The sequence below is a fragment of the Pedobacter immunditicola genome (assembly GCF_037482985.1).
Classification (GTDB): Bacteria; Bacteroidota; Bacteroidia; order Sphingobacteriales; family Sphingobacteriaceae; genus Pedobacter; species Pedobacter immunditicola.
Window position 1 is genome coordinate 362,100 of the sequence record NZ_JBBHKC010000006.1, and the last position, 23,609, is coordinate 385,708.

At 40.0% G+C, this 23,609-nt stretch carries 25 protein-coding genes; 13 read left to right on the forward strand and 12 right to left on the reverse strand.

The genetic code is table 11. The features are described 5' to 3' along the window. Positions 1–126 precede the first annotated feature (126 nt). Together WG905_RS12985 and WG905_RS12990 are read left to right on the forward strand one after the other, a co-directional pair. Complete coding sequence (locus WG905_RS12985) at positions 127–2,034, forward strand: family 20 glycosylhydrolase (protein WP_339592158.1); 1,908 nt, start codon at positions 127–129, stop codon at positions 2,032–2,034. A gap of 69 nt (positions 2,035–2,103) precedes the next feature. Continuing rightward, complete coding sequence (locus WG905_RS12990; protein ID WP_339592159.1) at positions 2,104–2,727, forward strand: hypothetical protein; 624 nt, start codon at positions 2,104–2,106, stop codon at positions 2,725–2,727. A gap of 5 nt (positions 2,728–2,732) precedes the next feature. Here WG905_RS12990 and WG905_RS12995 read toward each other — a convergent pair whose 3' ends face one another. Continuing rightward, a complete protein-coding gene (locus WG905_RS12995; RefSeq protein WP_339592160.1) occupies positions 2,733–3,341 on the reverse strand; it encodes a hypothetical protein in 609 nt (202 codons plus the stop codon). Continuing rightward, entirely contained in the window at positions 3,328–3,825 is a 498-nt protein-coding gene (locus WG905_RS13000) for an RNA polymerase sigma factor (protein WP_339592161.1), read from the reverse strand. Before WG905_RS13000 ends, WG905_RS12995 begins: the two co-directional genes overlap by 14 nt. Positions 3,826–3,968: 143 nt before the next feature. Here WG905_RS13000 and WG905_RS13005 point away from each other — a divergent pair, with 143 nt between their 5' ends. The 4 genes from WG905_RS13005 to rpmA all read left to right on the forward strand — a co-directional run bounded on the left by WG905_RS13005 (position 3,969) and on the right by rpmA (position 6,659). After that, the gene (locus tag WG905_RS13005; RefSeq protein WP_339592162.1) at positions 3,969–5,381 is read left to right on the forward strand and encodes a dicarboxylate/amino acid:cation symporter; all 1,413 of its coding nucleotides are present in this window, start codon (positions 3,969–3,971) and stop codon (positions 5,379–5,381) included. A gap of 5 nt (positions 5,382–5,386) precedes the next feature. Beyond that, positions 5,387–5,899 carry a hypothetical protein gene (locus WG905_RS13010; RefSeq protein WP_339592163.1) on the forward strand — a complete coding sequence of 171 codons (513 nt, stop codon included), beginning with the start codon at positions 5,387–5,389 and terminating at the stop codon, positions 5,897–5,899. An 81-nt stretch (positions 5,900–5,980) separates the two neighbouring features. Further along, positions 5,981–6,292, forward strand: coding sequence for a 50S ribosomal protein L21 (gene rplU, locus WG905_RS13015; protein ID WP_339592164.1), 312 nt, complete (start codon positions 5,981–5,983; stop codon positions 6,290–6,292). Positions 6,293–6,347: 55 nt separating this feature from the next. After that, on the forward strand, positions 6,348–6,659 hold the full coding sequence (gene rpmA, locus WG905_RS13020; protein WP_339592165.1) for a 50S ribosomal protein L27: 312 nt from the start codon (positions 6,348–6,350) through the stop codon (positions 6,657–6,659). 128 nt (positions 6,660–6,787) lie between these two features. Here rpmA and WG905_RS13025 read toward each other — a convergent pair whose 3' ends face one another. The 4 genes from WG905_RS13025 to rnr form a co-directional block, all read right to left on the reverse strand. Continuing rightward, positions 6,788–7,399 carry a thioredoxin family protein gene (locus WG905_RS13025; protein ID WP_339592166.1) on the reverse strand — a complete coding sequence of 204 codons (612 nt, stop codon included), beginning with the start codon at positions 7,397–7,399 and terminating at the stop codon, positions 6,788–6,790. A 4-nt stretch (positions 7,400–7,403) separates the two neighbouring features. Continuing rightward, a complete protein-coding gene (locus tag WG905_RS13030) occupies positions 7,404–7,886 on the reverse strand; it encodes a TlpA disulfide reductase family protein (RefSeq protein WP_339592167.1) in 483 nt (160 codons plus the stop codon). Between the two features lie 92 nt (positions 7,887–7,978). Then, positions 7,979–8,950 (reverse strand): polyprenyl synthetase family protein, encoded by a 972-nt coding sequence (locus WG905_RS13035; protein WP_339592168.1) that lies wholly within the window; start codon positions 8,948–8,950, stop codon positions 7,979–7,981. Between the two features lie 16 nt (positions 8,951–8,966). Continuing rightward, the gene (gene rnr / locus WG905_RS13040; RefSeq protein ID WP_339592169.1) at positions 8,967–11,099 is read right to left on the reverse strand and encodes a ribonuclease R; all 2,133 of its coding nucleotides are present in this window, start codon (positions 11,097–11,099) and stop codon (positions 8,967–8,969) included. Between the two features lie 76 nt (positions 11,100–11,175). Between rnr and WG905_RS13045 the strand changes: the two genes are divergently transcribed. Then, positions 11,176–12,126 (forward strand): mechanosensitive ion channel family protein, encoded by a 951-nt coding sequence (locus WG905_RS13045; protein ID WP_339592170.1) that lies wholly within the window; start codon positions 11,176–11,178, stop codon positions 12,124–12,126. Here WG905_RS13045 and WG905_RS13050 read toward each other — a convergent pair. Next, positions 12,076–13,803, reverse strand: a complete 1,728-nt coding sequence (locus tag WG905_RS13050) for an ABC transporter ATP-binding protein (protein WP_339592171.1) — start codon at positions 13,801–13,803, stop codon at positions 12,076–12,078. The genes WG905_RS13045 and WG905_RS13050 overlap by 51 nt on opposite strands. 62 nt (positions 13,804–13,865) lie before the next feature. Here WG905_RS13050 and WG905_RS13055 point away from each other — a divergent pair, with 62 nt between their 5' ends. From WG905_RS13055 to WG905_RS13065, 3 genes are all read left to right on the forward strand, one after another. Then, on the forward strand, positions 13,866–15,179 hold the full coding sequence (locus WG905_RS13055; RefSeq protein WP_339592172.1) for a nicotinamide mononucleotide adenylyltransferase: 1,314 nt from the start codon (positions 13,866–13,868) through the stop codon (positions 15,177–15,179). A gap of 238 nt (positions 15,180–15,417) precedes the next feature. Further along, positions 15,418–15,714, forward strand: a complete 297-nt coding sequence (locus WG905_RS13060; protein WP_339592173.1) for an ArsR/SmtB family transcription factor — start codon at positions 15,418–15,420, stop codon at positions 15,712–15,714. Positions 15,715–15,726: 12 nt separating this feature from the next. Beyond that, positions 15,727–16,827 (forward strand): NADH:flavin oxidoreductase, encoded by a 1,101-nt coding sequence (locus WG905_RS13065; RefSeq protein WP_339592174.1) that lies wholly within the window; start codon positions 15,727–15,729, stop codon positions 16,825–16,827. A gap of 188 nt (positions 16,828–17,015) precedes the next feature. Here the strand turns inward: WG905_RS13065 and WG905_RS13070 are convergent, their stop codons facing one another. Together WG905_RS13070 and WG905_RS13075 are read right to left on the reverse strand one after the other, a co-directional pair. Then, positions 17,016–17,456 carry a GNAT family N-acetyltransferase gene (locus WG905_RS13070; RefSeq protein ID WP_339592175.1) on the reverse strand — a complete coding sequence of 147 codons (441 nt, stop codon included), beginning with the start codon at positions 17,454–17,456 and terminating at the stop codon, positions 17,016–17,018. After that, positions 17,457–17,948 carry a YajQ family cyclic di-GMP-binding protein gene (locus WG905_RS13075; RefSeq protein ID WP_339592176.1) on the reverse strand — a complete coding sequence of 164 codons (492 nt, stop codon included), beginning with the start codon at positions 17,946–17,948 and terminating at the stop codon, positions 17,457–17,459. It lies immediately after the preceding gene. Between the two features lie 71 nt (positions 17,949–18,019). Here WG905_RS13075 and WG905_RS13080 point away from each other — a divergent pair, with 71 nt between their 5' ends. The 3 genes from WG905_RS13080 to WG905_RS13090 all read left to right on the forward strand — a co-directional run bounded on the left by WG905_RS13080 (position 18,020) and on the right by WG905_RS13090 (position 21,647). Beyond that, positions 18,020–18,571: a hypothetical protein gene (locus tag WG905_RS13080; RefSeq protein WP_339592177.1), complete on the forward strand. Its 552-nt coding sequence runs from the start codon at positions 18,020–18,022 to the stop codon at positions 18,569–18,571. Between the two features lie 85 nt (positions 18,572–18,656). Continuing rightward, positions 18,657–20,714 carry a polyphosphate kinase 1 gene (ppk1, locus tag WG905_RS13085; protein WP_339592178.1) on the forward strand — a complete coding sequence of 686 codons (2,058 nt, stop codon included), beginning with the start codon at positions 18,657–18,659 and terminating at the stop codon, positions 20,712–20,714. Then, positions 20,715–21,647 (forward strand): Ppx/GppA phosphatase family protein, encoded by a 933-nt coding sequence (locus WG905_RS13090; protein ID WP_339592179.1) that lies wholly within the window; start codon positions 20,715–20,717, stop codon positions 21,645–21,647. Here WG905_RS13090 and WG905_RS13095 read toward each other — a convergent pair. From WG905_RS13095 to WG905_RS13105, 3 genes are read right to left on the reverse strand one after another with little or no spacing between them, the layout of a single operon-like run. After that, complete coding sequence (locus tag WG905_RS13095; RefSeq protein WP_339592180.1) at positions 21,565–22,113, reverse strand: 4'-phosphopantetheinyl transferase superfamily protein; 549 nt, start codon at positions 22,111–22,113, stop codon at positions 21,565–21,567. The two genes, WG905_RS13090 and WG905_RS13095, sit on opposite strands and share 83 nt — an antisense overlap. Beyond that, entirely contained in the window at positions 22,073–22,333 is a 261-nt protein-coding gene (locus tag WG905_RS13100; protein WP_339592181.1) for an acyl carrier protein, read from the reverse strand. The genes WG905_RS13095 and WG905_RS13100 overlap by 41 nt, the downstream gene beginning before the upstream one ends. Continuing rightward, positions 22,330–23,604 (reverse strand): beta-ketoacyl-[acyl-carrier-protein] synthase family protein, encoded by a 1,275-nt coding sequence (locus tag WG905_RS13105; RefSeq protein ID WP_339592182.1) that lies wholly within the window; start codon positions 23,602–23,604, stop codon positions 22,330–22,332. Before WG905_RS13105 ends, WG905_RS13100 begins: the two co-directional genes overlap by 4 nt. Positions 23,605–23,609: the final 5 nt, after the last annotated feature.

Sequence of the window (23,609 nt, forward strand, 5' to 3'; positions counted from 1 at the left end):
TACGAAGCGGACCATCATGGTCCGCTTTTTTTATATGGAGATTTTATTGCTTAAACTTTTAGCTGCGGATGGGCTCCTGCATATAAATTATTTTTATCTTGGAGGCTTATTCACTTATAACACCATATGAAGAAGTTCTTTTCTTGCATTTTATTAGCCGCAATGACGGCTCCTGCGTTTGCCCAGCAGGATGCAAACATGGGTATCATTCCGGTACCAGTTTCGGTACAAAAACATTCAGGATCCTTTATTTTGGATAAAACGGTACTGCTGGTATCCAATAATGCGGAAAATAACCACACGACAGATTTACTGAATGCATTCATCGTAAATAAAGGTGGATTTTCACTTAGAGAGTCCAAAAAAGCCAGTGCTAATCAAAAAGCCATCGTTATCACTTCTGATGGTGCCGATAAATTGCCGACAGAAGGATATAACATCAAAATCACCAAAAACAAGATTGAGATCACCGGAAAAGGTGCAGGTTTGTTTTATGGCGTGCAGTCTGTGATGCAATTAATGCCGGAAAAGGAAGGTGATAAAATCACCATACAAACCGCTGAAATTAATGACTTTCCAAGGTTTAAGTACCGCGGTATGCACCTTGACGTAGGGAGACATTATTTTCCTGTAGCTTTTGTGAAAAAGTACATTGATTTAATGGCCCAATATAAATTGAATAATTTCCACTGGCATTTAACCGAAGACCAGGGGTGGAGAATTGAGATCAAAAAATACCCGAAACTAGTTTCCGTAGGGTCTTCCAGAAATGGAACAATCATCGGCCGTTACCCTGGTGTTGAAAATGATAACGAAGTTTATAAAGGTTATTATACCCAGGAGGAGGTTAAAGATATTGTCGCTTATGCCGCAACTAAATTCGTTAACGTTATTCCTGAAATAGAAATGCCGGGTCATGCATCAGCTGCCATCGCTGCTTATCCCGAATTGAGTGTTTTTCCTGACAGAGATACTTTTATTGATCCTAAAACCCCTTGGGCAGGTCCTAGAAATGGTAAGCAAGTACAGCAAACCTGGGGAGTTTTTGATGACGTATTTGTGCCCACGGAAAACACTTTTACTTTCTTAGAAAATGTGCTTGATGAAGTGATTGCTTTATTTCCATCTAAATATATCCACATCGGCGGGGATGAAAGTCCTAAAAAATACTGGGAAGAGTCTGAATTTTGCCAAAAGTTCATTAAGGATAATAACCTGAAAGATGAACATGGTTTACAAAGTTATTTCATTCAGCGTATCGAGAAATACTTAAACAAAAAAGGCCGTTCCATAATTGGTTGGGATGAGATCTTAGAAGGTGGTTTAGCACCAAATGCAACTGTGATGTCATGGAGAGGTCTAGAAGGTGGTATTGCTTCTGCACAACAGCACCACGATGTGATCATGACCCCATCTACAAATGGTTTATATTTTGATCACCAGCAATCAAATTCTCCCGATGAACCGACAAGTATTGGTGGTTTTGCACCTATGACAAAAGTTTATAGTTACGATCCGGTGCCTGATGTATTAACTGCAGATCAGCAAAAATACATCATTGGTGTACAAGCCAATCTTTGGACAGAATATATTAAAACACCTGCCAAAGTAGAGTATATGATTTTGCCAAGAATGTTTGCACTTGCAGAAATTGCCTGGAGCCCGAAAGACCGTAAAGATTTCAAGAATTTCTCTGAAGAGCGTTTACCGCTACATTTGGCCCGTTTAGATAAAACGAATACAAATTATTGGGTACCCACACCGATCGGACAAACTGAGAAGGTTTTAAATGGTGAGAAATTCAATATTGAGTTGAAAACTCCTGTGCAGGGTGCGAAGATTTATTATACTTTAGATAATACACGTCCTTCAGTATACGGAAACCTATACAATAGTTCCATTAAGGTGAACGTTCCTAAAGGTAAGAAGCTTGCCTTAAAAACAATCGTGATCATGCCTAGTGGGAAAACAAGTGTAGTTACAGAAACCACTTTAAATAATGGTGCTCCAGAAACTGTTACCAAGGCTAAATAAGTTGTTCACCGCTGGATTTGTTAAAGGATGATAATTAAATTAAATTACCACTTCTAAATAGGCACACACATGAAATATAAAGAATTATTCTTAAAACCATTTTTATTGGCGGGAAGCTTGTTATTCTTGTTGTCCTGTGCGCAGGATACCCCGCCAAAAGATGTATCCACGAGCGGTCAGCTTACGGAAGCACAACAGGCCAATCCTTTTCCTTTTTACAAGGATATCTCTGTCAGGCCAGGACTTAACTTTGAGGTACTCAGTTGGGGTAAAGGCGTAGATAGTGTGGGTGGTTATTTAATATTAATGACGGATTCTTCCAAAAATGACTTCAAATCGCTATCTAATGAAAGGGAAGGAATCATTACCGATGCCTGGAACATGGATTTGGATAATGATGGCAATCCGGAGGTTTATATTGAGCTGAAAAGCAGCAAGGATGTGCTTGACCTGAATGTTTTTGAATATTCAAGGAATGGTTTTCAAAAGATCACCTTTCCCGGGTTAAGCAGTAGAATGAAGAAGATCTACCAGGGAAAGGATAAATTTTTCATGAAAAACGGTGATCTTTTCCGTTCTTTCCCAGTGGTAAATGCTGATGATACAGCCCAGAAAGCTGCGGTAAAAACGCTGCAATATAAGTTAAGCGGGAATAGTTTTTCCGTTGATGAGGTGGAGATCGTTAATGAATAATATCCTTAAAGACGGTGCTCATTCTCTTTGAATTGTGTACTGAGTCTTTCAAATTTTTCGATTAAGAGCGCTATGCGCTCTTTTTCTTTTTTAATCACTATGCTGCGGAAAATAGTCGAGCAAAAAATTAACCATCCGAAGGTGAGCACAATAGCCAAAAGTTGCTTCCAGAAACTGAAGTAGGACAATATCTCATAGAAATAAAGCCCTATGCCTAAACTCAATGCAATCATGTAAATCCAGTATAATTTATTATAAAGGTTGTACCTGCTGATCTGATAGCGCTTCAGCTGATTAAGGAAGTCATTGGGGTTGGCAGTGAAATCATTTCTGGAAATAAGCAAATGTCCTTTGTACAAAATAAATGTGTAAACCGCTATCGAAATGATGACAATGGTTATACCAGCATGGGTTGTCCAGGAATGGAAATCAAAGAATAACCACAAACAGGCAATAGCAAGGAAGGATAGGCACATGCCCAATATGTTCAATAAGGATTTGCTGCGCATGCTGTTGACTTCTTTCTTCGCTTGCACCAGCATTTCCCCGGAAGAGATTTTTACTTCAACGGTATGGTTATTCCATAACGATTGTATATCATCAAATTCTTGCATGTTGATTGTATAATTCTGTCAGTTTTTGTTTAATCCGGTGAATCTTCACCCTTAAATTCCCTTCACTTATCCCCGAAATCTCTGCAATTTCATTATAGGGCAGTTCATCAAGAACCATAGTGATAATTAAACGGTCATTCTCTTCCAGTTTTGATATGGATTTATAAAGTAAGGCTACTTGCTCGTTCTTTTCGGAATACTCTTCGATCTTGTTTTCAATAATATTATCGGTCAATTCTTCTTTCCCCTGTCGCTTCTCCGATCGTAAGTAAGTTAAACAAGTATTGACTGCAATTCTGTATATCCAGGTAGACAGGAGTGACTTGTTCCTGAATTTGTCCAGGTTCTGCCAAACTTTCAGAAATGTTTCCTGTAACAAATCGTTTGCAGAGTCCTTGTCTCCGGTATATCCATAACATAAATGGAATATTTTCTTTGAGTTGGTTTCGAAGATTTGCTTAAATAACAGGTCCTTTTGTTCCACTTATGGTGAGTTGATATACGTTTAGAGGTCTTTTTTGATATATTGTTACACCTAATTTGCGAATTTAATTCCTTTACAAACAAACTTTTCAGAATAATTTAATTATTGTAGTTTTACCGCCTCATAAACAAAAACTAAGGTAGATGTCTAAACACAACAGATTAACGTTCTTTATCTTTTTAGCATTAGTAATTGGAGTAGGACTGGGGTATTATTTAAACGTAAAATCCTTCAGTACCTATAACGATAATATAGCCAAAGCTGAAAACAGAATAAAAACGCTGGACGGTGAGATTTTAAAAATTAAAGATTCAACAGCTGTTACTTATACCAACCTGGTCGCTGAAAAGAAAGCTGAACAAGGTGTGCGTGCGGAAAATGAAAAGATAAGGGAGAAAAAATTAGAGCCTTTAACTTTATTAAGCGATATATTTCTTCGTTTGATCAAGATGATTGTTGCACCGCTTGTGTTTACAACGTTGGTAGTTGGTGTGGCAAAAGTAGGTGATATCAAAGCTGTAGGCCGTATCGGTGGTAAAACCATGTTATGGTTTTTAAGCGCCTCTCTGTTATCGCTTGTTCTGGGCATGATCATGGTGAATATATTTAAACCTGGACTGGCAATGAACCTGCCACTGCCTCCTGATAATATAGATACTGGTATCGAAAAAGCAGCAGTATCTGTAAAAGATTTCATTTCGCATATCGTACCTCGTAGTATGACTGAAGCGATGGCTACCAATGAAATTCTGCAGATTGTGGTCTTCTCTCTGTTTTTTGGCGTGGCCACGGCTGCCATTGGTGAAAAAGGGAAAATAGTGATCAGTTTTTTCGATTCTGTGGCACACATCATATTAAAGGTGACTGGTTATGTAATGAATTTTGCACCTTTTGCCGTATTTGGCGCCATGGCTGCTATTGTCGCTAAACAGGGGCTCGGTGTAATATCGACCTATGCTTTGTTTATTGGCGAATTTTATTTTTCCATGCTGCTGCTTTGGTGCATATTGATCTTTATCGGTTTTCTGATTCTTAAAGGCAGGGTGTTTAACCTCATGAACAGGATGAAAGAACCGGTGATGCTTGCTTTTAGTACGGCAAGTAGTGAGGCGGCTTTTCCGAAAACCATGATGCAACTGGAGCGTTTTGGCTGTAAAGATAAAATTGTAAGTTTTGTGCTTCCATTGGGCTATTCCTTTAACCTCGATGGATCCATGTTATACATGACCTTTGCTTCTTTATTTATTGCACAGTCTTATGGTATTCATTTGTCATTTGATCAGCAGATTACCATGTTATTGATCTTAATGCTTACCAGCAAAGGAATTGCAGGGGTGCCACGAGCATCATTAGTAGTAATTGCCGGTACAATTGCTACCTTTAACATTCCTGAAGCTGGCCTTGCCTTGCTGATTGGTATCGATCCGCTTCTAGATATGGGAAGATCTGCTACCAATGTTGTTGGTAATAGTTTAGCAACGGCGGTGGTGAGTAAGTGGGAGGGTGCGTTGACCGGGCCACTTGAGGAAACTAATGAAGTATTAATAAACGATTAAAGAATATGACTTCCAGGGGGAAAAAGATATTTCTGGCACTTTCTATCATAGTGCCTTTTTTAATTTATTGTGTGGTGTATTATATGCCGATGATTGCGAATGCACCATTCAAATCATCAGAGTTTGTTTCTCTGCAATATAAATGGGGTGTTGGCAAAGTACTGGATAACAGCTATGATTCTGCTACAGGCGACTATCAATACCTTGATGGCAAGGATTCATTGGTGAAGACAAACGTGAAGCTGAGAAAGAACGACATCATCTATCTGCACAATAAAGCGAATCAATTAGGTTTATGGAATTTTCCTGATGTAATTGCAAACAGTGGCACCGACTTAACTTCGCCTAAGGTATTACGTTATGAAATTCAGTTCAATTATCAACGTAAATCAAAGAAAGTAATCATCTTTAGTGACTACCAGGAGATACCTAAATTAAGGGATGTTTCTGCCCAAATGAGAACGCTTGTAGCGCAAAGTATTCATGATGCAGAAGAAAGATATAGTAAGAAAGATTAAATCATTTGATTTAAGTAAAAATAATTCTATATTTGCACCTCAATAAAAAATATAACAATTTAAAATAATAATTATTTAACAATGTACGCAATAGTAAATATAGCAGGACAGCAATTCAAAGTTGCAAAAGACCAGCACCTTTTTGTACACCGTTTGCAAGGAGATGAAGGCGCTAGTATTGAATTTGACAATGTATTGTTGGTTGAAGATGGTGGTAACATCTCTGTAGGAACTCCTGCATTGGCGGGCGCAACTGTTTCAGCTAAAATCGTGTCTCATTTAAAAGGTGATAAAGTGATCGTTTTCAAAAAGAAACGTAGAAAAGGTTACAAAAAGAAAAACGGACACCGTCAGTATTTCACCAAAATCCAGATTTCTGGTATCAGTTTATAATTATTTGTTGAACAAAATTACCAGCTATAATCAGGTAGTTTAAAAAATATAAATCATGGCACATAAAAAAGGAGCCGGTAGTTCCAGAAACGGACGTGAATCGCATAGCAAGCGCTTAGGTATTAAAATCTTCGGTGGGCAAACTGCTATCGCCGGAAACATTTTAGTACGTCAACGCGGTACAAAACATCACCCAGACAAAGGTGTAGGTATTGGTAAAGACCATACTTTATTCGCCTTAGTTGACGGTACTGTAATTTTCAAAAAGAAACAAGATAACAAATCATACGTTTCTATATTACCAGCTGCTGTAGTTGAAGCTGCACCTGTTGTAACAAAAGAAACTGAAGCTGCTTCTGCAGAGTAAGTTGCTTACATTATAAAAAAAAGGCTGTTCATTGATAAAATGAACAGCCTTTTTTGATTTATACCGCCATATATAAGAGCGATACCATTCACCCGTATCCTACATATCGGTGAGGAACCTGGAAAATCTTATAATTGTTTTTTAGACTTTACCGAACATCCTATGGCTTTTGTATAGGCCAGGGGAGGTTGACTCCCCGCAAGCAGTGCATCAACAGCCTGCTCCACATATTTTATTTTTTCAGGCTTTGTATTTTCGGTGTCGTTATCTATAGCCCCAATATAAGCCACCTTATTTCCTTCAGGGGTTTTGTTTAATAAATAAACATGAGGTGTACGTTGTGCCCCAAACTGTTTGCTAACAACTTGTCCGGGATCAAACAAATAGACGAACGAATAATTTTTAGCCTTTGCCCTTTCTTGCATCGCCTTGTAAGAATCTCCTGCAGACACCTCAGGGTCATTTGGATTGATGGCGATAACAGGGTATCCCTGAGGTCCGTACCTATCCTGTAAGGCATTAATCCTTTCTTCATAGGCTTGAGAAACAGGACAGGTATTGCAGGTGAAAATGACGATAAAACCTTTGGCATTCTTGTAATCATTTAAAGACACGCTTTTCTGATCAATATTTTTTAAACTGAAATTAGCTGCCAAATCTCCAGGTTTATATCCAGTGGTTTGTGCTATGGCCATTATTCCTGTGGCCAGCAACAATACGGTCATCAAATAGCGCTTCATGGCATTATTTATTTAAGTTATAAATAGCTAATAATTCATTATAAGTCAGTTCATTTGGTATAAATTGTCGTCGGTTTCGAGAGGTGTTAACAACCAGGGTTGCAGGAAGGTTTCCTTCCCAATTTTTATCGATCTTCTGGATAAAAATCTGTTCGTCCTGATCATTCATTAGAAAAACCTCGCTCATGATCTTCATCCGATTAAGAAAAGGTTTTAGGTCAGATTCAAGCCTTGACTTAAAGTCAAGGCTGACCAGGAGTACTTTTAACGGTTTGTTGGAGAATTTCTTTTGCAGTTGTTCGAAATTGGGTAATTCTTTCACACAGGGAACACACCAGGTGGCCCAGAAGTTGACCACAAAGACGGTATCTTTTCCTTGACTTATGCGTTGCTGTAATTTTTGGGCAGTCATTAAACCAACCCTTTGGGCTGAAGCCTGCAAAAGAATCAAACTGAATAAAGCAGTTATGAATATTATTTTCCTCATGACCTGTCTTTCCAGATTTGGCAAGCTAAAACCTTGCCAGTCATGAAGGTATGTAAAAAGATCCCGGATGAGGTCCGGGATCATCGATATTTTTAGCTTTCCCTGTGCATGAGTGCGTTGGCCAGGTCAATTAACACTTTCTTTTGGCTGCCGGGCAATTTGATTCCAGCAAGGGCCTCAAAAGCTTTATCCAGGTATTCTCGCATTTGTGCTGTTGCCAGTTCCTTCACTTTATACTCGTCATACAAAGCGGTAATGTCATCAACTTTCGCGGAAAGTGTTGTGGTATTAGTAGCATGCTGGGCTAATGCGGCAAGATCATCTTTACCGGCCAGTTCCTGTAGTTTTAATAACAGATAAGTTTTTTTGTTGGCAATGATGTCACCACCAATTTGTTTACCAAATTTTTCAGGATCTCCGTACACGTCAAGGATATCATCCTGCAACTGGAAAGCAATCCCCAGGTTTTCGCCAAAGTCGTAAATCAATTCAGCTTCTTCCTTGGTTGCACCACCCACAATTGCACCTAATTTCATAGCGCCACCCACTAAAACTGCTGTTTTAAGACGGATCATGTCAATATATTCTGCAATCCCAACATCGTGGCGCAGCTCAAATTCCATGTCCAGCTGCTGCCCTTCACAAACACCTTGCGCTGTGGCATTAAAAGTATCTAAAACATCCTTTAATACTTCAACCTTAACTTTGGTCAGTTGCTTGTTAGATTCTACCATCATCACATCACCACTGAGGATCGCATTATTGGTACCCCATTTTTCATGGACAGTTTGTTGACCACGACGTAAGGGTGCATTATCCATGATGTCGTCATGGATCAGCGTGAAATTATGAAAAGTTTCAATGGCCAAAGCGGCGGGCATAGCCTCTTCAATGTTTCCATCAAACAAGTCGGCCGCAATTAATACCAGCGCCGGGCGCAGTCTTTTGCCGCCCAGGTTCATGATATACGAAATGGGCTCGTATAAATTTTTTGGATGTTGCGGGTATTCTATTGCTGAGATCGCTTTTTCTATAATCTCTTGTAATTCAGAAGTGGTATACATTATTTATTGCCGTGTTTTATTGAGTATTAATCAGGGAAAAATCTATCTGACGTTTAGAAAGGTCTACTTTTTTAACTTTCACCTGCACTTCATCGCCTAACTGGTATTTTTTCTTTTTACGTTGACCGATGATGCAGTAATTTTTTTCATCCAGCACATAGAAGTCATCTGCGATGTCCCTTAACCTGATCATTCCTTCGCATTTATTGTCTATTAACTCTACATACATGCCCCATTCGGTAACTCCCGAGATGATGCCCCCATAAGTATTGCCAATATTTTCTTCCAGGTATTCCACTTGTTTGTATTTTATAGAAGCACGTTCTGCATCTGCAGCACGTTTTTCCATGGCAGAAGAATGAGAAGAGGCAATTTCATATTGTTCCTCGTCGGCAGATTTTTCGCCATTTAAATAAGAAGCCAGCAGACGGTGCACCATCACATCAGGATACCGCCTGATAGGGGAGGTAAAGTGCGTATAATGGTCAAAAGCCAAACCGTAATGACTGGTTTTCTTGGTGGTGTAAATTGCTTTAGCCATAGAACGGATGGCCAGCTGGGTTAATACATTCTGTTCTTTTTTTCCTTCTACATCTTCCATCAGGAAATTCAACGATTTAGCAATCTCCTTGTCTGATTTCATGTTGATCTTATAGCCAAAACGGGCAGCAAAGAGTGCAAAGGTATTTAAGGTCTCCAGGTTTGGTGAATCATGTGAACGGTAAACGAAAGTATATTTTTGTTTACCCTTGCCTTTTTTAGACACAAATTCGGCTACCTTTTTATTGGCCAGCAGCATGAAATCTTCGATGAGTTTATGTGCATCTTTACGTTCCTTCACGTAAACGCCGATAGGTTTTCCAGCCTCATCCAGTTTAAACTTCACCTCAGTGCTTTCAAAACTAATAGCCCCTGCTTTAAATTTCTTTTCCCTTAGAATATGGGCAAGCTCGTTTAATTTAAGGATTTCAAGAGCATGGTCACCCTCCTTGTTTTCTATAATCTCCTGTGCTTCTTCATAACTGAACCTCCGGTTTGAGTTGATGACCGTGCGGCCAAACCATTCAGAATGAATATTTGCCTTGTCGTCAAGCTCAAAAACAGCACCGAAACACAGTTTATCTTCATTCGGGCGCAAAGAACACACCCCGTTACTCAATCGCTCGGGAAGCATCGGGATCACCCGGTCTACAAGGTAAACAGAGGTGCCTCTTGCATAAGCTTCTTTATCAAGCTCACTGTTAGGTGTTACATAATGAGAAACATCAGCAATATGCACCCCAATTTCGTAATTGCCATTTTCAAGTACTTTGACAGAAATGGCATCATCAAAATCTTTTGCATCTGCGGGATCGATGGTGAAAGTCACCGTATTTCTAAAGTCCTTACGGCCTGCTAAATCTTTTTTCTTAACGATTTCAGGGATGCCATTGGCTTCTTTTTCTACTTCAGGCGGGAATTCCAGTGGGAAGCCAAATTGTGCAAGGATGGCATTCATTTCTGCATTATTATCCCCCTGCTCGCCTAATATATTAATCACCTTACCAATAGGATTCTTAGCTTCTTCAGGCCAGTCTGTAATCGTTACCTGAACTTTTTGGCCGTTTTTAGCACCATTGAGGTCGGTTAAAGGAACAAAAATATCATGAAGCATTTTGCGGTCGTCAATATTCACAAATGCAAAGCGTTCTGAAATCTTAATGACACCAATAAAATCTGTCTTGGCGCGCTCAATGATCTCAATCACTTCACCCTCGTTTTTGCGGCCACTTTTCTTGGCGAAAATATATACTTTTACTTTATCTCCATGCAGGGCATTGTGCAGTTTACGGGCAGAGATATAAATATCTTTTTCAAACTCATCATCAGGCACAACATAGCCTGAGCCATCTGCAGTGATGTCCACTTTACCAATGATAAAAGTTTTAAGGTCTTTTAATTGAAATTTTCCTTTTTCAGGCTCAACAAATATTCCTCTAAGTGTTTGTTCCCGCATCACTTCCAATATGGTCTCTTTCGAAGCAGTATCAGTGATATTTAATTTTGCGGACACTTGTTTATAATTTAAGGCGTCCTTACTTTTATTTAAAACGTCGCTGATCAGTTGGGTTAGAACTTGTTCCAGGTCCGTTGCTTTCTTTTTTGCCATAATTAATTTATGAATCACCCGAAGGTAACAAATTGGTGGGAAATTAATACGGTTTTAGTACATTTGTTAGCATGGTATGGCTAAAAATGAGGTATTAACGACGGAAATGTTTACGGTAAAAGAAAGAAGGACTAGGAACGAATTTATCATGATTTTGGTCAAGGCCATTATCTTTACGGTGCTTGTTTATTTTAGGGTCAACACACCAGAAGTTTACGATAAATATATTTTTGTTAAACAGTTAGCCAGTGCACTTTTCATTTTTATCGGACCGAGTTTAACCGCGTCCATCCTCAGGCTGATCATCATCTTTGTCTATATTAAAAAACATAGACTGAAGTCGAATATTAAAGATAATTTTATTTTAGGAATTGACCGGATTCAATCTATCCTTGATACGGTGTTTTTCTCCTTGGCTTTCATCGTTTTTCTTGGAAATGACCCCAAAACTTTCTTAACCAGTATTACCATTGTGGCTGCTGCAATTGCCCTGACGTTTAAAGATTACATTACCAATATGATCAATGGACTGATCATTATGTTCAGCGACCAGCTTTCACTGGGCGATCATATTAAAATTAAAGATGTTGATGGTAAGATTGTCGATATTACACTGATTAATATGGTGTTACAGAATGAGGATAATGATATGGTGATTATTCCAAACTCAGTAGTTTTTAACGAGCTCATCGTCAATCAATCCAAACAAAATATTAAAAAACTGAGCCTCGAATTTCAGATCGCCTTACATTTTGGCTTTACACCCGATAGCCTGGAAGAATACTTAAAGGATTCGGTGAAGCATTTTTCCGGATTGATTGTCGAAAATGGTTTAACAGTAAAAACCATTGCCATTAACAAAGACCAGGTGAGTTTTAAAGTCCAGGTGCTGTTAACCCAATACAATAAAGTAAAGGAAAGGGAAATCAGGAGGGAATTGAATACGGTAATTATGAAATTATCAGATCCCGCTACCTTAAAAACCCCTGCTACTGATGTTACCCGTACCCGGGATGGCATCAATTAACTTCTTCGTGTACGCTGCCTGCGGGTTGTTATATATATCATCCGGGAACCCTTGTTCTTCAATTTGCCCCTGGTTCATCACAATCATCCGGTCAGAAATATGTTTCACCACCGCAAGGTCATGGGAAATAAAGATATAAGTTAAACCGAGTTCTTGCTGTAGCTGTTTAAGCAGATTTAAAACCTGTGCCTGTACAGATACATCCAATGCGGAAACAGATTCATCACAGATGATGAACTTAGGCTGTAAGGCCAGCGCCCTGGCAATCACAATCCGCTGTCTTTGTCCGCCGGAAAATTCATGTGGATATCGGTCAAAATGTTCTGGCTTCAGGTCCACTTTTTTAAGCAGGTTCATCACGTGTTCCTTCCGCTGGTTATCATTTGCCATAAATTGGTGCACCTGTAAAGGTTCCATGATGGCGCTGCCAACGGTTAGACGTGGATTAAGGGAGGAATATGGATCCTGGAAAATGATTTGTATGTCTTTTCTTATTTTTCTGAGCTCATTTCTGTTCAGGCTAAGGAGGTCTTGCTGGTTATAAATTACCTGTCCTGATGTGGGCTCGGTAAGGCGCAAAATACTCCTGCCCAAGGTAGATTTTCCACAGCCTGATTCACCGACTAAGCCCAGCGTTTCTCCGGGATAAACATTGAAAGTGATGTCGTTCACCGCTTTTACAAAAGAAGTAGCTTTACTAAACAAGCCTTTATGGATGGGGTACCAAGTGCATAGATTTTTAACTTCCAGCAAGGGGGGCTGTTCGTATAACTGCTTTTTGCGCTGTGCAATTTCTGCTGCTGTGTAGGTATTGGAATCAAGTAAATGAGCTACGCTTTGCGCGGCATCCACATGCAGGAAATCTGCAACAGTAGGTAATACCTTCAATTGCCTTTCAGGTGCCGGCCTGCAAGCTAACAACCCTTTGGTATAGGGATGTTGAGGGTTTTCAAACAAAGCTTTTGCGGGTCCCTGTTCAACAATACTTCCCCTGTACATTACCGCTACATCATCAGCAATTTCACTGATGACGCTCAGATCGTGGGAAATAAAGATCATAGCCATTTGCCGCTCTTCTTTTAACTTTAAAAGAAGTTGTAAAATCGTCTTTTGTACAGTAACATCCAATGCTGTTGTAGGCTCATCTGCAATCAGCAACTCAGGATTACAACTAAGGGCCATGGCGATCATTACCCGCTGTTTTTGTCCGCCGGAAAGCTGATGAGGGTAACTTTCAAATATTTGCTCAGGCCTTGGTAATTGCACTTCCTTGAATAGGGCGATGGTGTGTTCCTTTGCTGTTCTTTTATCAATTTGCTGATGGAGGATGATGGCTTCCATAACCTGGTAGCCGCAGGTAAATACCGGATTAAGGGAGGTCATGGGTTCCTGGAAGATCATGGATATCTTGTTACCCCTGTATTTCCTGATCTCCTGCTCGGAAACATCCAGTAAATTGATTTCTCCAAAATCTATTTCTCCATCAATTTTGGTGCTTTTCGCATTGTGCAGGCGCATAATGGAAAAGGAAGTAACCGATTTTCCTGAACCGGATTCACCGACTATACCTAAAACTTTTCCCTTATCAACTTGGAAACTAACCTGGTTTACAGCCTTTACCCAAGATTTATCTTCTTCACTTAAAAATTGTATTTCTAGATTTTTTACGTTTAGCATCAGATTACCAAGATAAGTAAAATTTTGACTTGTAATTGGGTAGTTTGTCCTATTTTTGCACCATGGAAAGAGAAATTCTGGATACAAAGCGTAAAGCACTGAAGATTAATTTAAATCCGAAGATTTACGGGACTTTTGCAGAAATAGGAGCAGGACAAGAAGTAGCGCGTAATTTTTTTACTGCCGGCGCGGCTTCAGGCACCATCGCAAAAACCATGTCGGCCTACGACATGACTTTTAGTGATGCCATTTACGGTGCTGAGGAATCAGGCAGGTATGTAAGTCAGTCGAGACTTACCAAAATGTTAAACCATGAATATGAGTTGTTAATTGAGCGCCTGAGTAGCGAGAAATACGATGATCGGACCTTCTTTGCTTTTGCGGATACGGTGACAACACTGAATTACAACAAAACCAATGATCCTCATGGCTGGATTGGGATCAAATTCCAGTCGGAACCTGAAGGTGAACCCAACGAGATTTACTTCCATGTGCGGTTATTGGATACCGATGCTGCGCTGCAACAAAATGTTTTAGGAATTATCGGCGTTAACCTGGTCTATGCTGCCTTTTATTTTAAGCATGATCCAAAAACAATGATCGAATCTCTTGCAGACAACCTTACGATAGGCTCTGTGGAAATCGACTTGATTTCTGTCAATGGCCCCGCTTTCGTTGGCGTAAATAATATCCTGTTGAACCTTTACCTGATTGTTAAAGACTTTTCAAACGCAGCTATATTTGACCCCCAGGGTGCGCCACGTTTGCCAAAAGACCTTTTGTATAAAAAGGATATTATGATTTTACGTACCAAATATGCGCAAAAATCACATCCTAATTTTAGCATGCTTAATAAGGCAGTGGACCAGTTTGTGCGCACTGAAACTGTTGATGAAAATAACCTGAGTGTACTGATTGAGGTGTTGCTGTCAAATGTACTGGACACTGACGAAAACTGGGCACAAAATCTAGACTTGCATGCGGTCGCCAAACGTGCAGAAGAAATGTGTAAGACTGGCAACCTGGTCATTGTTTCCAACTTTGCGCGGCACAATAAACTGGCAAAATACCTTGACCGTTGCAGACCCAAGAGCGTGGGTATTTCCACCAACATCAATAACTTAAAATTCGTTTTTAACTCTACTAATTTTGGCGAGAATTATAGCAGTCAGCTGCTGACTTATGTAAGCGATATGTTTAGTAAGAATGTAAAGCTTTTTGCTTATCCATTTCTTGATAAAAAAACCAACGCGGTTATTACGAGTGCTAATATGCCGGTTACCCCGGATGCCAAACCATTATTCGATTTTCTGATCATCAATGGCTATATCACTGATATTAAAGATTACAGTGAAGGTGACGTTAAAACTGTGTAAACAATACCTTTCATGTTACCAGGGTGTTGTTAGGGGGTTGGTAGGGCCTTGTTAGGGCCTACATAGGGCTATTTGCCCTACCAATGCCCTGCCAACGCTTTGTTAACCCTTCATTAACGATAAGAGAATCCCTGGCCGACTATACATGATCATGTAGGGTTGACCAGGGATTTTTCACGTTCAAGTCATTATACTTTATAAATTGGGATATCGGAAAAAGCCGATGTATCTTTGTGCTATGGATGAGTTAGAAATCTTCAAGGCGCTGTCGAATAAGACAAGATTATCAATCCTTCAATGGCTAAAGGAGCCAGAAAAGCACTTCCCCGATCAAACTGACGATTACGGGCGAGGGGTTTGTGTAGGGGAGATCCAAAGAAAAGCTGGTTTAACACAGTCGACCGTTTCAGAATACTTATCCATTTTACAGCGTGCGGGATTAATCGAATCAACCCGGGTAGGTCAGTGGACTTATTACAAAAGAAACCCACAGGCATTAAGTGAGCTGGTAAAAATCATTGAAAAAGAATTATAAATAAATAATCATATGAATACAAATAGTCTATTTCAGCCTTTTAGTCTGAAGTCTTTAAATATCAAGAATAGAATTGTAATGGCACCGATGACACGTTCATTTTCACCGGATGGCGTGCCAACGCCCGAAGTTGCTGCTTATTACAGGAAGAGAGCTGAAGGCGAAGTTGGATTAATTTTGTCGGAAGGAACAGTGATCGATCGCCTGAGTGCATCAAATGATAACAACGTTCCAAATTTTCATGGCGATAAGGCCCTTGCAGGCTGGCAGCATGTTGTTGAAAACGTTCATCAGGGCGGAGCACAGATGGGGCCACAAATCTGGCACATGGGTGTGATGGAAAACCATTATTCAGGTTGGATGCCTGCTGCTCCTTTTGAAGGTCCGTCAGGTTTAAACAAGCCCGGTTTTATCAATGGTAAAGCCATGACAGACGCTGATATCGCTGATACGATTGCGGCCTTCGGACGCGCAGCAGCTGATGCCAAAAGGTTAGGCTTTGACTGTGTTGAGCTACATGGTGCTCATGGGTACCTGATTGATCAGTTTTTTTGGGAAGGCACCAATGAACGGAAAGATCAATATGGCGGTGTAAGTTTAGCGGAACGCAGTCGTTTTGCTATTGAGGTCATCAAAGAAGTGAGAAAACAGGTAGGGGAAGATTTCGCCATCATTACCAGGTTATCTCAGTTTAAGCCCCAGGATTATACTTACAAACTGGCTAAAAATGCTGATGAAATGGAAGCCTGGTTGACGCCAATGGCTGATGCTGGAGTAGATATTTTCCATTGTTCACAACGTCGTTTCTGGGAGCCTGAATTTGAAGGTTCTGATTTAAACTTTGCGGGTTGGGCTAAAAAGATTACCGGAAAACCGACCATTACCGTTGGTTCTGTAGGTTTAACCGGAGAGTTTATGGCTGCTTTTGCCGGTGAAAGCTCTGACCCAAGTTCTTTAGATGAATTAATGAGAAGAATGGATAGAGGTGATTTTGACCTTGTGGCTGTGGGCAGACCATTGTTGGCTGATCCTCAATGGGTTCAAAAGATCAAGGAAAACCGGACATCAGAATTGCTTGGTTTCACGAAAGCTGCACTTGCCGAATTGGTTTAAATGGCCACGTCTTCCCGGACCTGTTCCGGGATTTAGTTGATAAACAATCACCAATGACGATGTTTAAATAAGCATTGTTCATTGGTGATTTTTTTTACTTTCCTATTTAAAACAAGATTTTTTAACAGCCCGGGGCTCTATTTATTAATTTTAGATTCTGAAATAAATTCAGGATGACGATGGCTGCTTTATTTTTCTTTATAAATATCTTTAATCACAATGGCCATCAGGTTTTCAGGATTCTCTATCCGTTTAAAGCCAAAATTCTCATATAAACCATGGGCATCTACGGTAGCAAGCATGTACCGTCTTAAGCCCTGAAGATCTTTGTGGAAAAGCATGAGCGACATCAGTTTTTTAGAGAGGCCCAGTTTGCGGTAAGGCGCCTCTACATAAACATCAGCCAGGTAGGCGAAAGTTGCTTTATCTGTTATCCACCGTGCAAAGCCGATTTGTATTTTGTCTTTATAAATGCCGAAACACAATGAATTGGCAATAGACTTTTCCACCACTGAAAAAGGGATCCCCTGTGCCCAGTATGATGTTATACTGAGATAAAGATGTACAGCTACGGGATCAATTTTCTGTTGATCATCAGAAAAAACAAAGCCATCTTCAATGATTTCCATTTAATTTCTCATGTTAATGTATTGCAGGGGCTGGCCAAAATCTTCATTTTTGCAAAGTGCAATAACACCCTGCAAATCATCAATATTTTTGCTCTGTACACGTACCTGATCTTCCATCATGGAAGCCTGCACTTTTAAGCCGCTGGCTTTGATTTTAGCAACAATCTTTTTAGCAGTTTCCTTGTCGATACCTTCCTTTATGGAAATCTCTTTTCTGATCATGTTACCGGAAGCATATTGCTCTTTTCCAAAATCAAGGCTTTTTGCATCCAGGTTTTGTTTGATCATACGCGAAATAATTGCATCCTGTATAGCTTTTAGACGCATGTCATCTTCTGTGATCACGGTGATGATGTTTGTTTTTTTATCATGTTCAATGGTGCTTTTAGATGTTGTGAAATCATAGCGGTTCAGAATCTCTTTTTTCGCGTTGTTTATGGCATTGTCAAATGTCTGCGCGTCAACTTTACTTACGATGTCAAAAGTGGGCATGATAATAGCTTTAGTATGGATAAATTGTTAAATTAGTTAATAATTGATTATTCCCATTAATACGATACAATATGAAAACCAATAAGCCAAAAGTGCACAAAAAAGATGCTAAAAAAGCAGGAAAAAAAGAATTGGCGAAAACTTTAACGGAAAGATTTTTGCAATTAATGAAAGAAATGGGGCAGGAGGCTGAAAAGATTGGGCTGGACATCAATAAGGTGGGAGTATCTGCCATTAAAAAATTATCAGCCAAGCTTACTGGCGAAAAATCACCGAAAAAGACAGTGGTTCATCCGGAGAAACAGTTCAAAAAAGCTGTTGACAACAACGGAAAACCTAGGAAGAAAGCTATTGCTGACGAAGTGAAATTCACCAAAAAAGCTGTTGTTGATGAAGTAAAAGTTGCTAAAAAAACACCTGAAGTCACAAAAGACACTAAAACTGTAAGTCCAGTAAGGAAAGCAGTGTCGAAAGGCAGGCCTGCTGCACAAAGTGTAAAAGTGGTTCCGATATTATCTGAGGAAAATGCGGCTAAGGCTTTAGCAAAAAAAACTCCGGTAAAAAAAACCACCAGGGCACCACGGAAAACTAAAACTAAAACTGATGAAGATGTTACTTCTTAATGAATCGCATATGAAAGAATTAACAAGGATTTAACATTAGATTTAGCAGTTTTGCTTGTTCAAGCAAGGAATTATCTAAAATTACATGACGAAAAAAAAAGTTCCTTTTTTAAACAGAGAGATTAGCTGGCTATATTTTAATGAACGGGTTCTTCAGGAAGCAGCCGACGAAACAGTACCTCTGATCGAACGGATCAAATTTTTGTCTATTTTCTCCTCCAATCTGGAGGAGTTTTATCGGGTCAGGGTAGCTACAATGACCCGACTAGCTAATTTAAATGAGAAGTCCAAAGCCCTGCTTGGCTTTAATCCTAAAAAGATCCTTAATGAAATAAAGAATATTGTCATCAGGCAGGAACGCAAATTTGAGCAGCTTTTTCAGGCCACCCTGATTAATGAGTTGGCTCAAAATCGTATTTTCATACTGAATGATACACAACTTAACGTGGCAAGGGGAGAATTCGTGAGAAATCACTTCCGCGACAGAATCCTCTCCAACCTGGTGCCAATTTTAATTAATCCTGATCAACCTTTTCCTGAATTAAAAGACCGCTATTTATATTTCTTTGTCAGGTTGTCTAAAAAAAGCTCGCGCAAGAACGAGCGGTTTGCTTTGATCGAATTACCACAAGACCTGCCGCGTTTTCTGGTGCTGCCTGAAACCAATGGCTTGAAGTTTATTATCCTTGCCGAAGATATTATCAAATATTGCATGGATGATATCTTCTATATTTTTGATTATGATGAACTGGATGCTTTTTCGATACAGGTAACCAGGGATGCAGAAATAGACATTGATAAAAAGATCAGTGACAAGTTTATTGAAGAATTAAAAACCAGTCTGGACAAGCGCAAAAAGGGCAAACCGATGCGCTTATTGTACGATACGGAAATGCCTTTTGACATGCTGAGTGTTTTGGTTGCTAAGATTAAAATTGAGGCTGAAAGTTTAATTCCCGGTAATCGTTATCATCGTTTTGGTGATTTTATTCGCTTTCCTAACGTGGGTTCTCCTTCCCTGGAATATAAACCTACGGTGCCGCTAAAAGTAGCCGGTTTACATCGCACAGAAAGTATCATTGATAAAATTGCAGTGAAAGATTACTTAATCAACTTGCCTTATCAATCTTACGATTATATCATCTTGTTTTTAAGGGAGGCTGCCATAGACCCTAAAGTGACAGAGATTAACATCACTTTATATCGCCTTGCAGAAAATTCAAGAGTGATCAATGCGCTTATAAATGCAGCAAAAAATGGAAAGACGGTCAACTGTCTGGTAGAACTCAAGGCCAGGTTTGATGAACATTCCAATATCTATTGGTCTAACCGCCTGGAGGAAGAAGGTGTAAATGTAAATTATGGTTTAACAGATTATAAAGTGCATTCTAAAATCTGCCTTGTCAAAAGAATGGAGAAAGGAAGGGCCGTTTACTATGCAAATTTAGCTACCGGAAATTTTAATGAAAAAACAGCTAAACTGTATTGTGACCACAGTATTTTCACTGCTAAAAAAGAAATTACCAGGGAACTGCTCAAATTGTTTACGGCATTAAATAATAAAACTGTTATTAAAGGCTTTAAGCACCTTATTGTTTCTCCTTTAGAATCAAGAAGAAAATTCTATTTCTATGTTAACCGGGAGATCAGAAATGCTAAGGAAAATAAAGCGGCATATATGGTACTGAAAGTGAACAGCCTGGCCGATGAAGGCATCGTGGAGAAGTTATACGAAGCCAGTAATGCCGGCGTTAAAATTAAACTCATCGTCCGTGGTACCTGTTGCCTGGTTCCGGGCATCAAGGGTTTTAGCGAAAATATTACCGTCATCAGTATCATTGATAAGTTTCTGGAACATGCCAGGATTTATATTTTTGGTAACGGTGGTAAGGAAGAAATGTTTTTATCCTCGGCCGACCTGATGACCAGGAATTTTGAACACCGTGTTGAAGTGGGTTTTCCAGTACTTGATGCCGATGTAAGACAGGAAATAAGGGATATTGTTGATTTTCAGTTGCAGGATAATGTGAAAGCCAGGGATGTCAATAAATACAATAACAATAAATATCACAAAAACCGGCTCACCTTTAAGGTCCGGGCACAATTTCAGACCTATAATTATTTAAAAAATAAACACCAATAAATGTTAAGATACGCAGCAATAGATATAGGATCCAATGCAGTAAGGTTACTGATTGCAGATATAACAAACAAAGATGATTCTTTCGGTTACAAAAAGAACACTTTGGTAAGGGTGCCGTTACGCCTGGGTGATGATGCTTTCCTTGATCATAAAATATCCGAAAGAAAATGCAACGACCTACTGAAAACGATGGTTGCTTTCAAGAATTTAATGGACGTTTACCAAGTTAAAAAATACATTGCCTGTGCTACTTCTGCCATGCGCGAAGCAGAAAACGGTGCGGAAATCATTGAACTTGTAAAACAACAGACAGGCCTTGATTTGGAAATCATAGCAGGTAAAAGAGAAGCCAATATCATTTATGCCAATCATATTGAAGAAAACCTCGACATCAGGAAGAGTTATTTATATATTGATGTTGGCGGTGGCAGTACGGAGTTGTCTGTCTTTGTAAATAAGGTTCCCGTTGCTTCGCGATCATTTGACATCGGTACCATTCGTATTCTTGATAATCAGGATAAGGATGAAACCTGGGAGGAAATGAGGCTTTGGATCAAGGAGGAAACTAAGGCCTATAAAAATCTGGCCGGTATTGGAACAGGCGGCAATATCAATAAACTTTTTAAAATGTCTAATGAAAAGGATGGAATGCCACTGACCTATTTGAAACTGAAGGCCCTCTACAATCAATTGAATAGTTATTCATTAAAAGAACGCATCAATAACCTTGGTTTAAACCCAGATAGGGCGGATGTGATTATTCCTGCCGCTGAGATATACCTTACTATTTTGAAATGGACAGGGATCAAACAACTGTATATTCCCAGAGTTGGCCTGGTGGATGGTATTATTAATTTACTGATTGAGGAGAACCTGAGCCCAGGTAAACAAGGGCAAGGTATGAGCCATGGTGACTTACACAGCCGGGTTTAGTGTGCTTATAGTTATTGAATAAGGGATGGCCGGTAGTGAAGATGTTGATTTTAATTTGTGTGATATCTGTTTCGTTGGTGGCACAAATGGTATGGATGAGCTGAACATTACCGGTGCTTTGCGTGAGGTAAATGTCATCACCGATCAATACCTTTCCGGTGTAAGTGCGCTCTCCTTCATCGTTGTTTGAAAGGAGGGGGGCAAGCTGGCAGCAAAGACTGGTGGGGGCAAAGCACCGTATTCCCTTTTCCCTGGAATAAATTTTATAGGCAGCTTCCTTCATGCTCCATAAAAGCCATAGCGTTGCTTCAGGTTGTTGACTGGACATGATGAGCAATTGCTCTTCAGCGGTGAAGATCTTCTTCAAAAAACCCTTCCTTTTCCAGTTGCTTTCCTGTGCTGCAACCAACAGGTCAACGATGTCATTACCGATCAATTTCCAGTAATTTGGTTTCAATAATCTCAATGGCAGCACTTACCGTAAGCATCTTTTCCATCGAGCGGTTATCGATCTCTATGCCGAATTCTTCCTCCACATCCAACACTACATCTACCAGGTTTGCGGAATTAATCTGAAGGTCTTTGATGAAATCAGTATCCTCATTAATTGCCTCAAGCGCTTCCTTGTTTTGGGTATAGGGAGCAAGAATTGGTTTCAAATGGGTAATTAATTCTTCTCTAGTCATGATTTATATTTTTTAAAGATTAAACAGGCATTGACGTCTCCGAATCCAAAGCTGGCTTTTGCCAGCAAATTAATATCATAAGGTATGCATTTTACAGGTATTTTTTCCGGCGCTATAAGCGCTGTGATCCCAGGGTGGAGATCTTCGCAATTGATGTTAGGGAAGAGGAAGCCCTGCTCGATCTGTAAAACTGCAGCTACGCTTTCGATGCTGCCTGCAGCACTCAAACAATGACCGACCATCCCTTTTAGGGTATTGATATAGGGGAATTTTCTTCCCCTTCTGTTCAATGCAGCAGCCCAGTTCTGTATCTCCATGCAGTCCATCATTGTCGCTGTAAGATGTCCGTTAATGGCATCTAAATCATCAGCTTCAATATCGGCATTTTTTAAGGCTTCTTGCATACATTTTTGCACTGCAAAATTATTTGGTGCAGTCATGGAACCGCTACCCCTTTGTCCGCCGGAATTGACATGTCCGCCCAATAATTCTGCATAAATATAAGCGCCGCGATAAATGGCACTTTCCAGGGATTCGAGCAGGAGTGCCCCGGCACCACTACCTGGAACAAAGCCACTGGCTGAACTGCTCATGGGTCTGGAACCTTTCTGTGGCTGGTCGTTGTGTTTAAAGGTGCAGACTTTCATAGCGTCAAAACCTGCCCATATATAGGGGCCGCTGTCGCTGGTGCTCCCGGCAAGCATCCGCAATGCCTGCCCGGATTTTATTCTTTCATAAGCCAGTAAAATACTTTCTGTACCGGTACTGCATGCTGAGGAATTGGTGGTCACCTGGTTACCAAGACCAAGTTTTCCGCCCAGGTAGGCACTAATTCCACTGGCCATAGTTTGTGAAATTACGGTGCTCCCTAATTTCCGTTGCTGCAGCTGATCAATTTTATATATGGCTTCCCTGAATTTCTCAATACCTGAAGTTCCTGTGCCGAATATCGTTCCACTGTCCCAATCAGGTGCCTCATTTATTTCGAAGGATAGTCCGGCATCTTTCCAGGCTTCCATGCCGGCGATGACGCCATAGAGGATGCCGCTGCTGTTGAAGTTCTTTAGTTCAAGGCTCGTGAAATAACTGGAAATAAGTTCCTGGGAAAGTTCAGGTTTTCCGGCAATCTGGCAGGAAAACCCCATTTCCTCAAGTTGTAGCTGGTGTTTAATACCAGATACGCCGTTTTTTATAGCCTCAGTAAACTGAGGTATGCCTACTCCATTTGGAGCAGCTACGCCTAGTCCGGTAATAACAACCCTGTTAGCCATTGTAT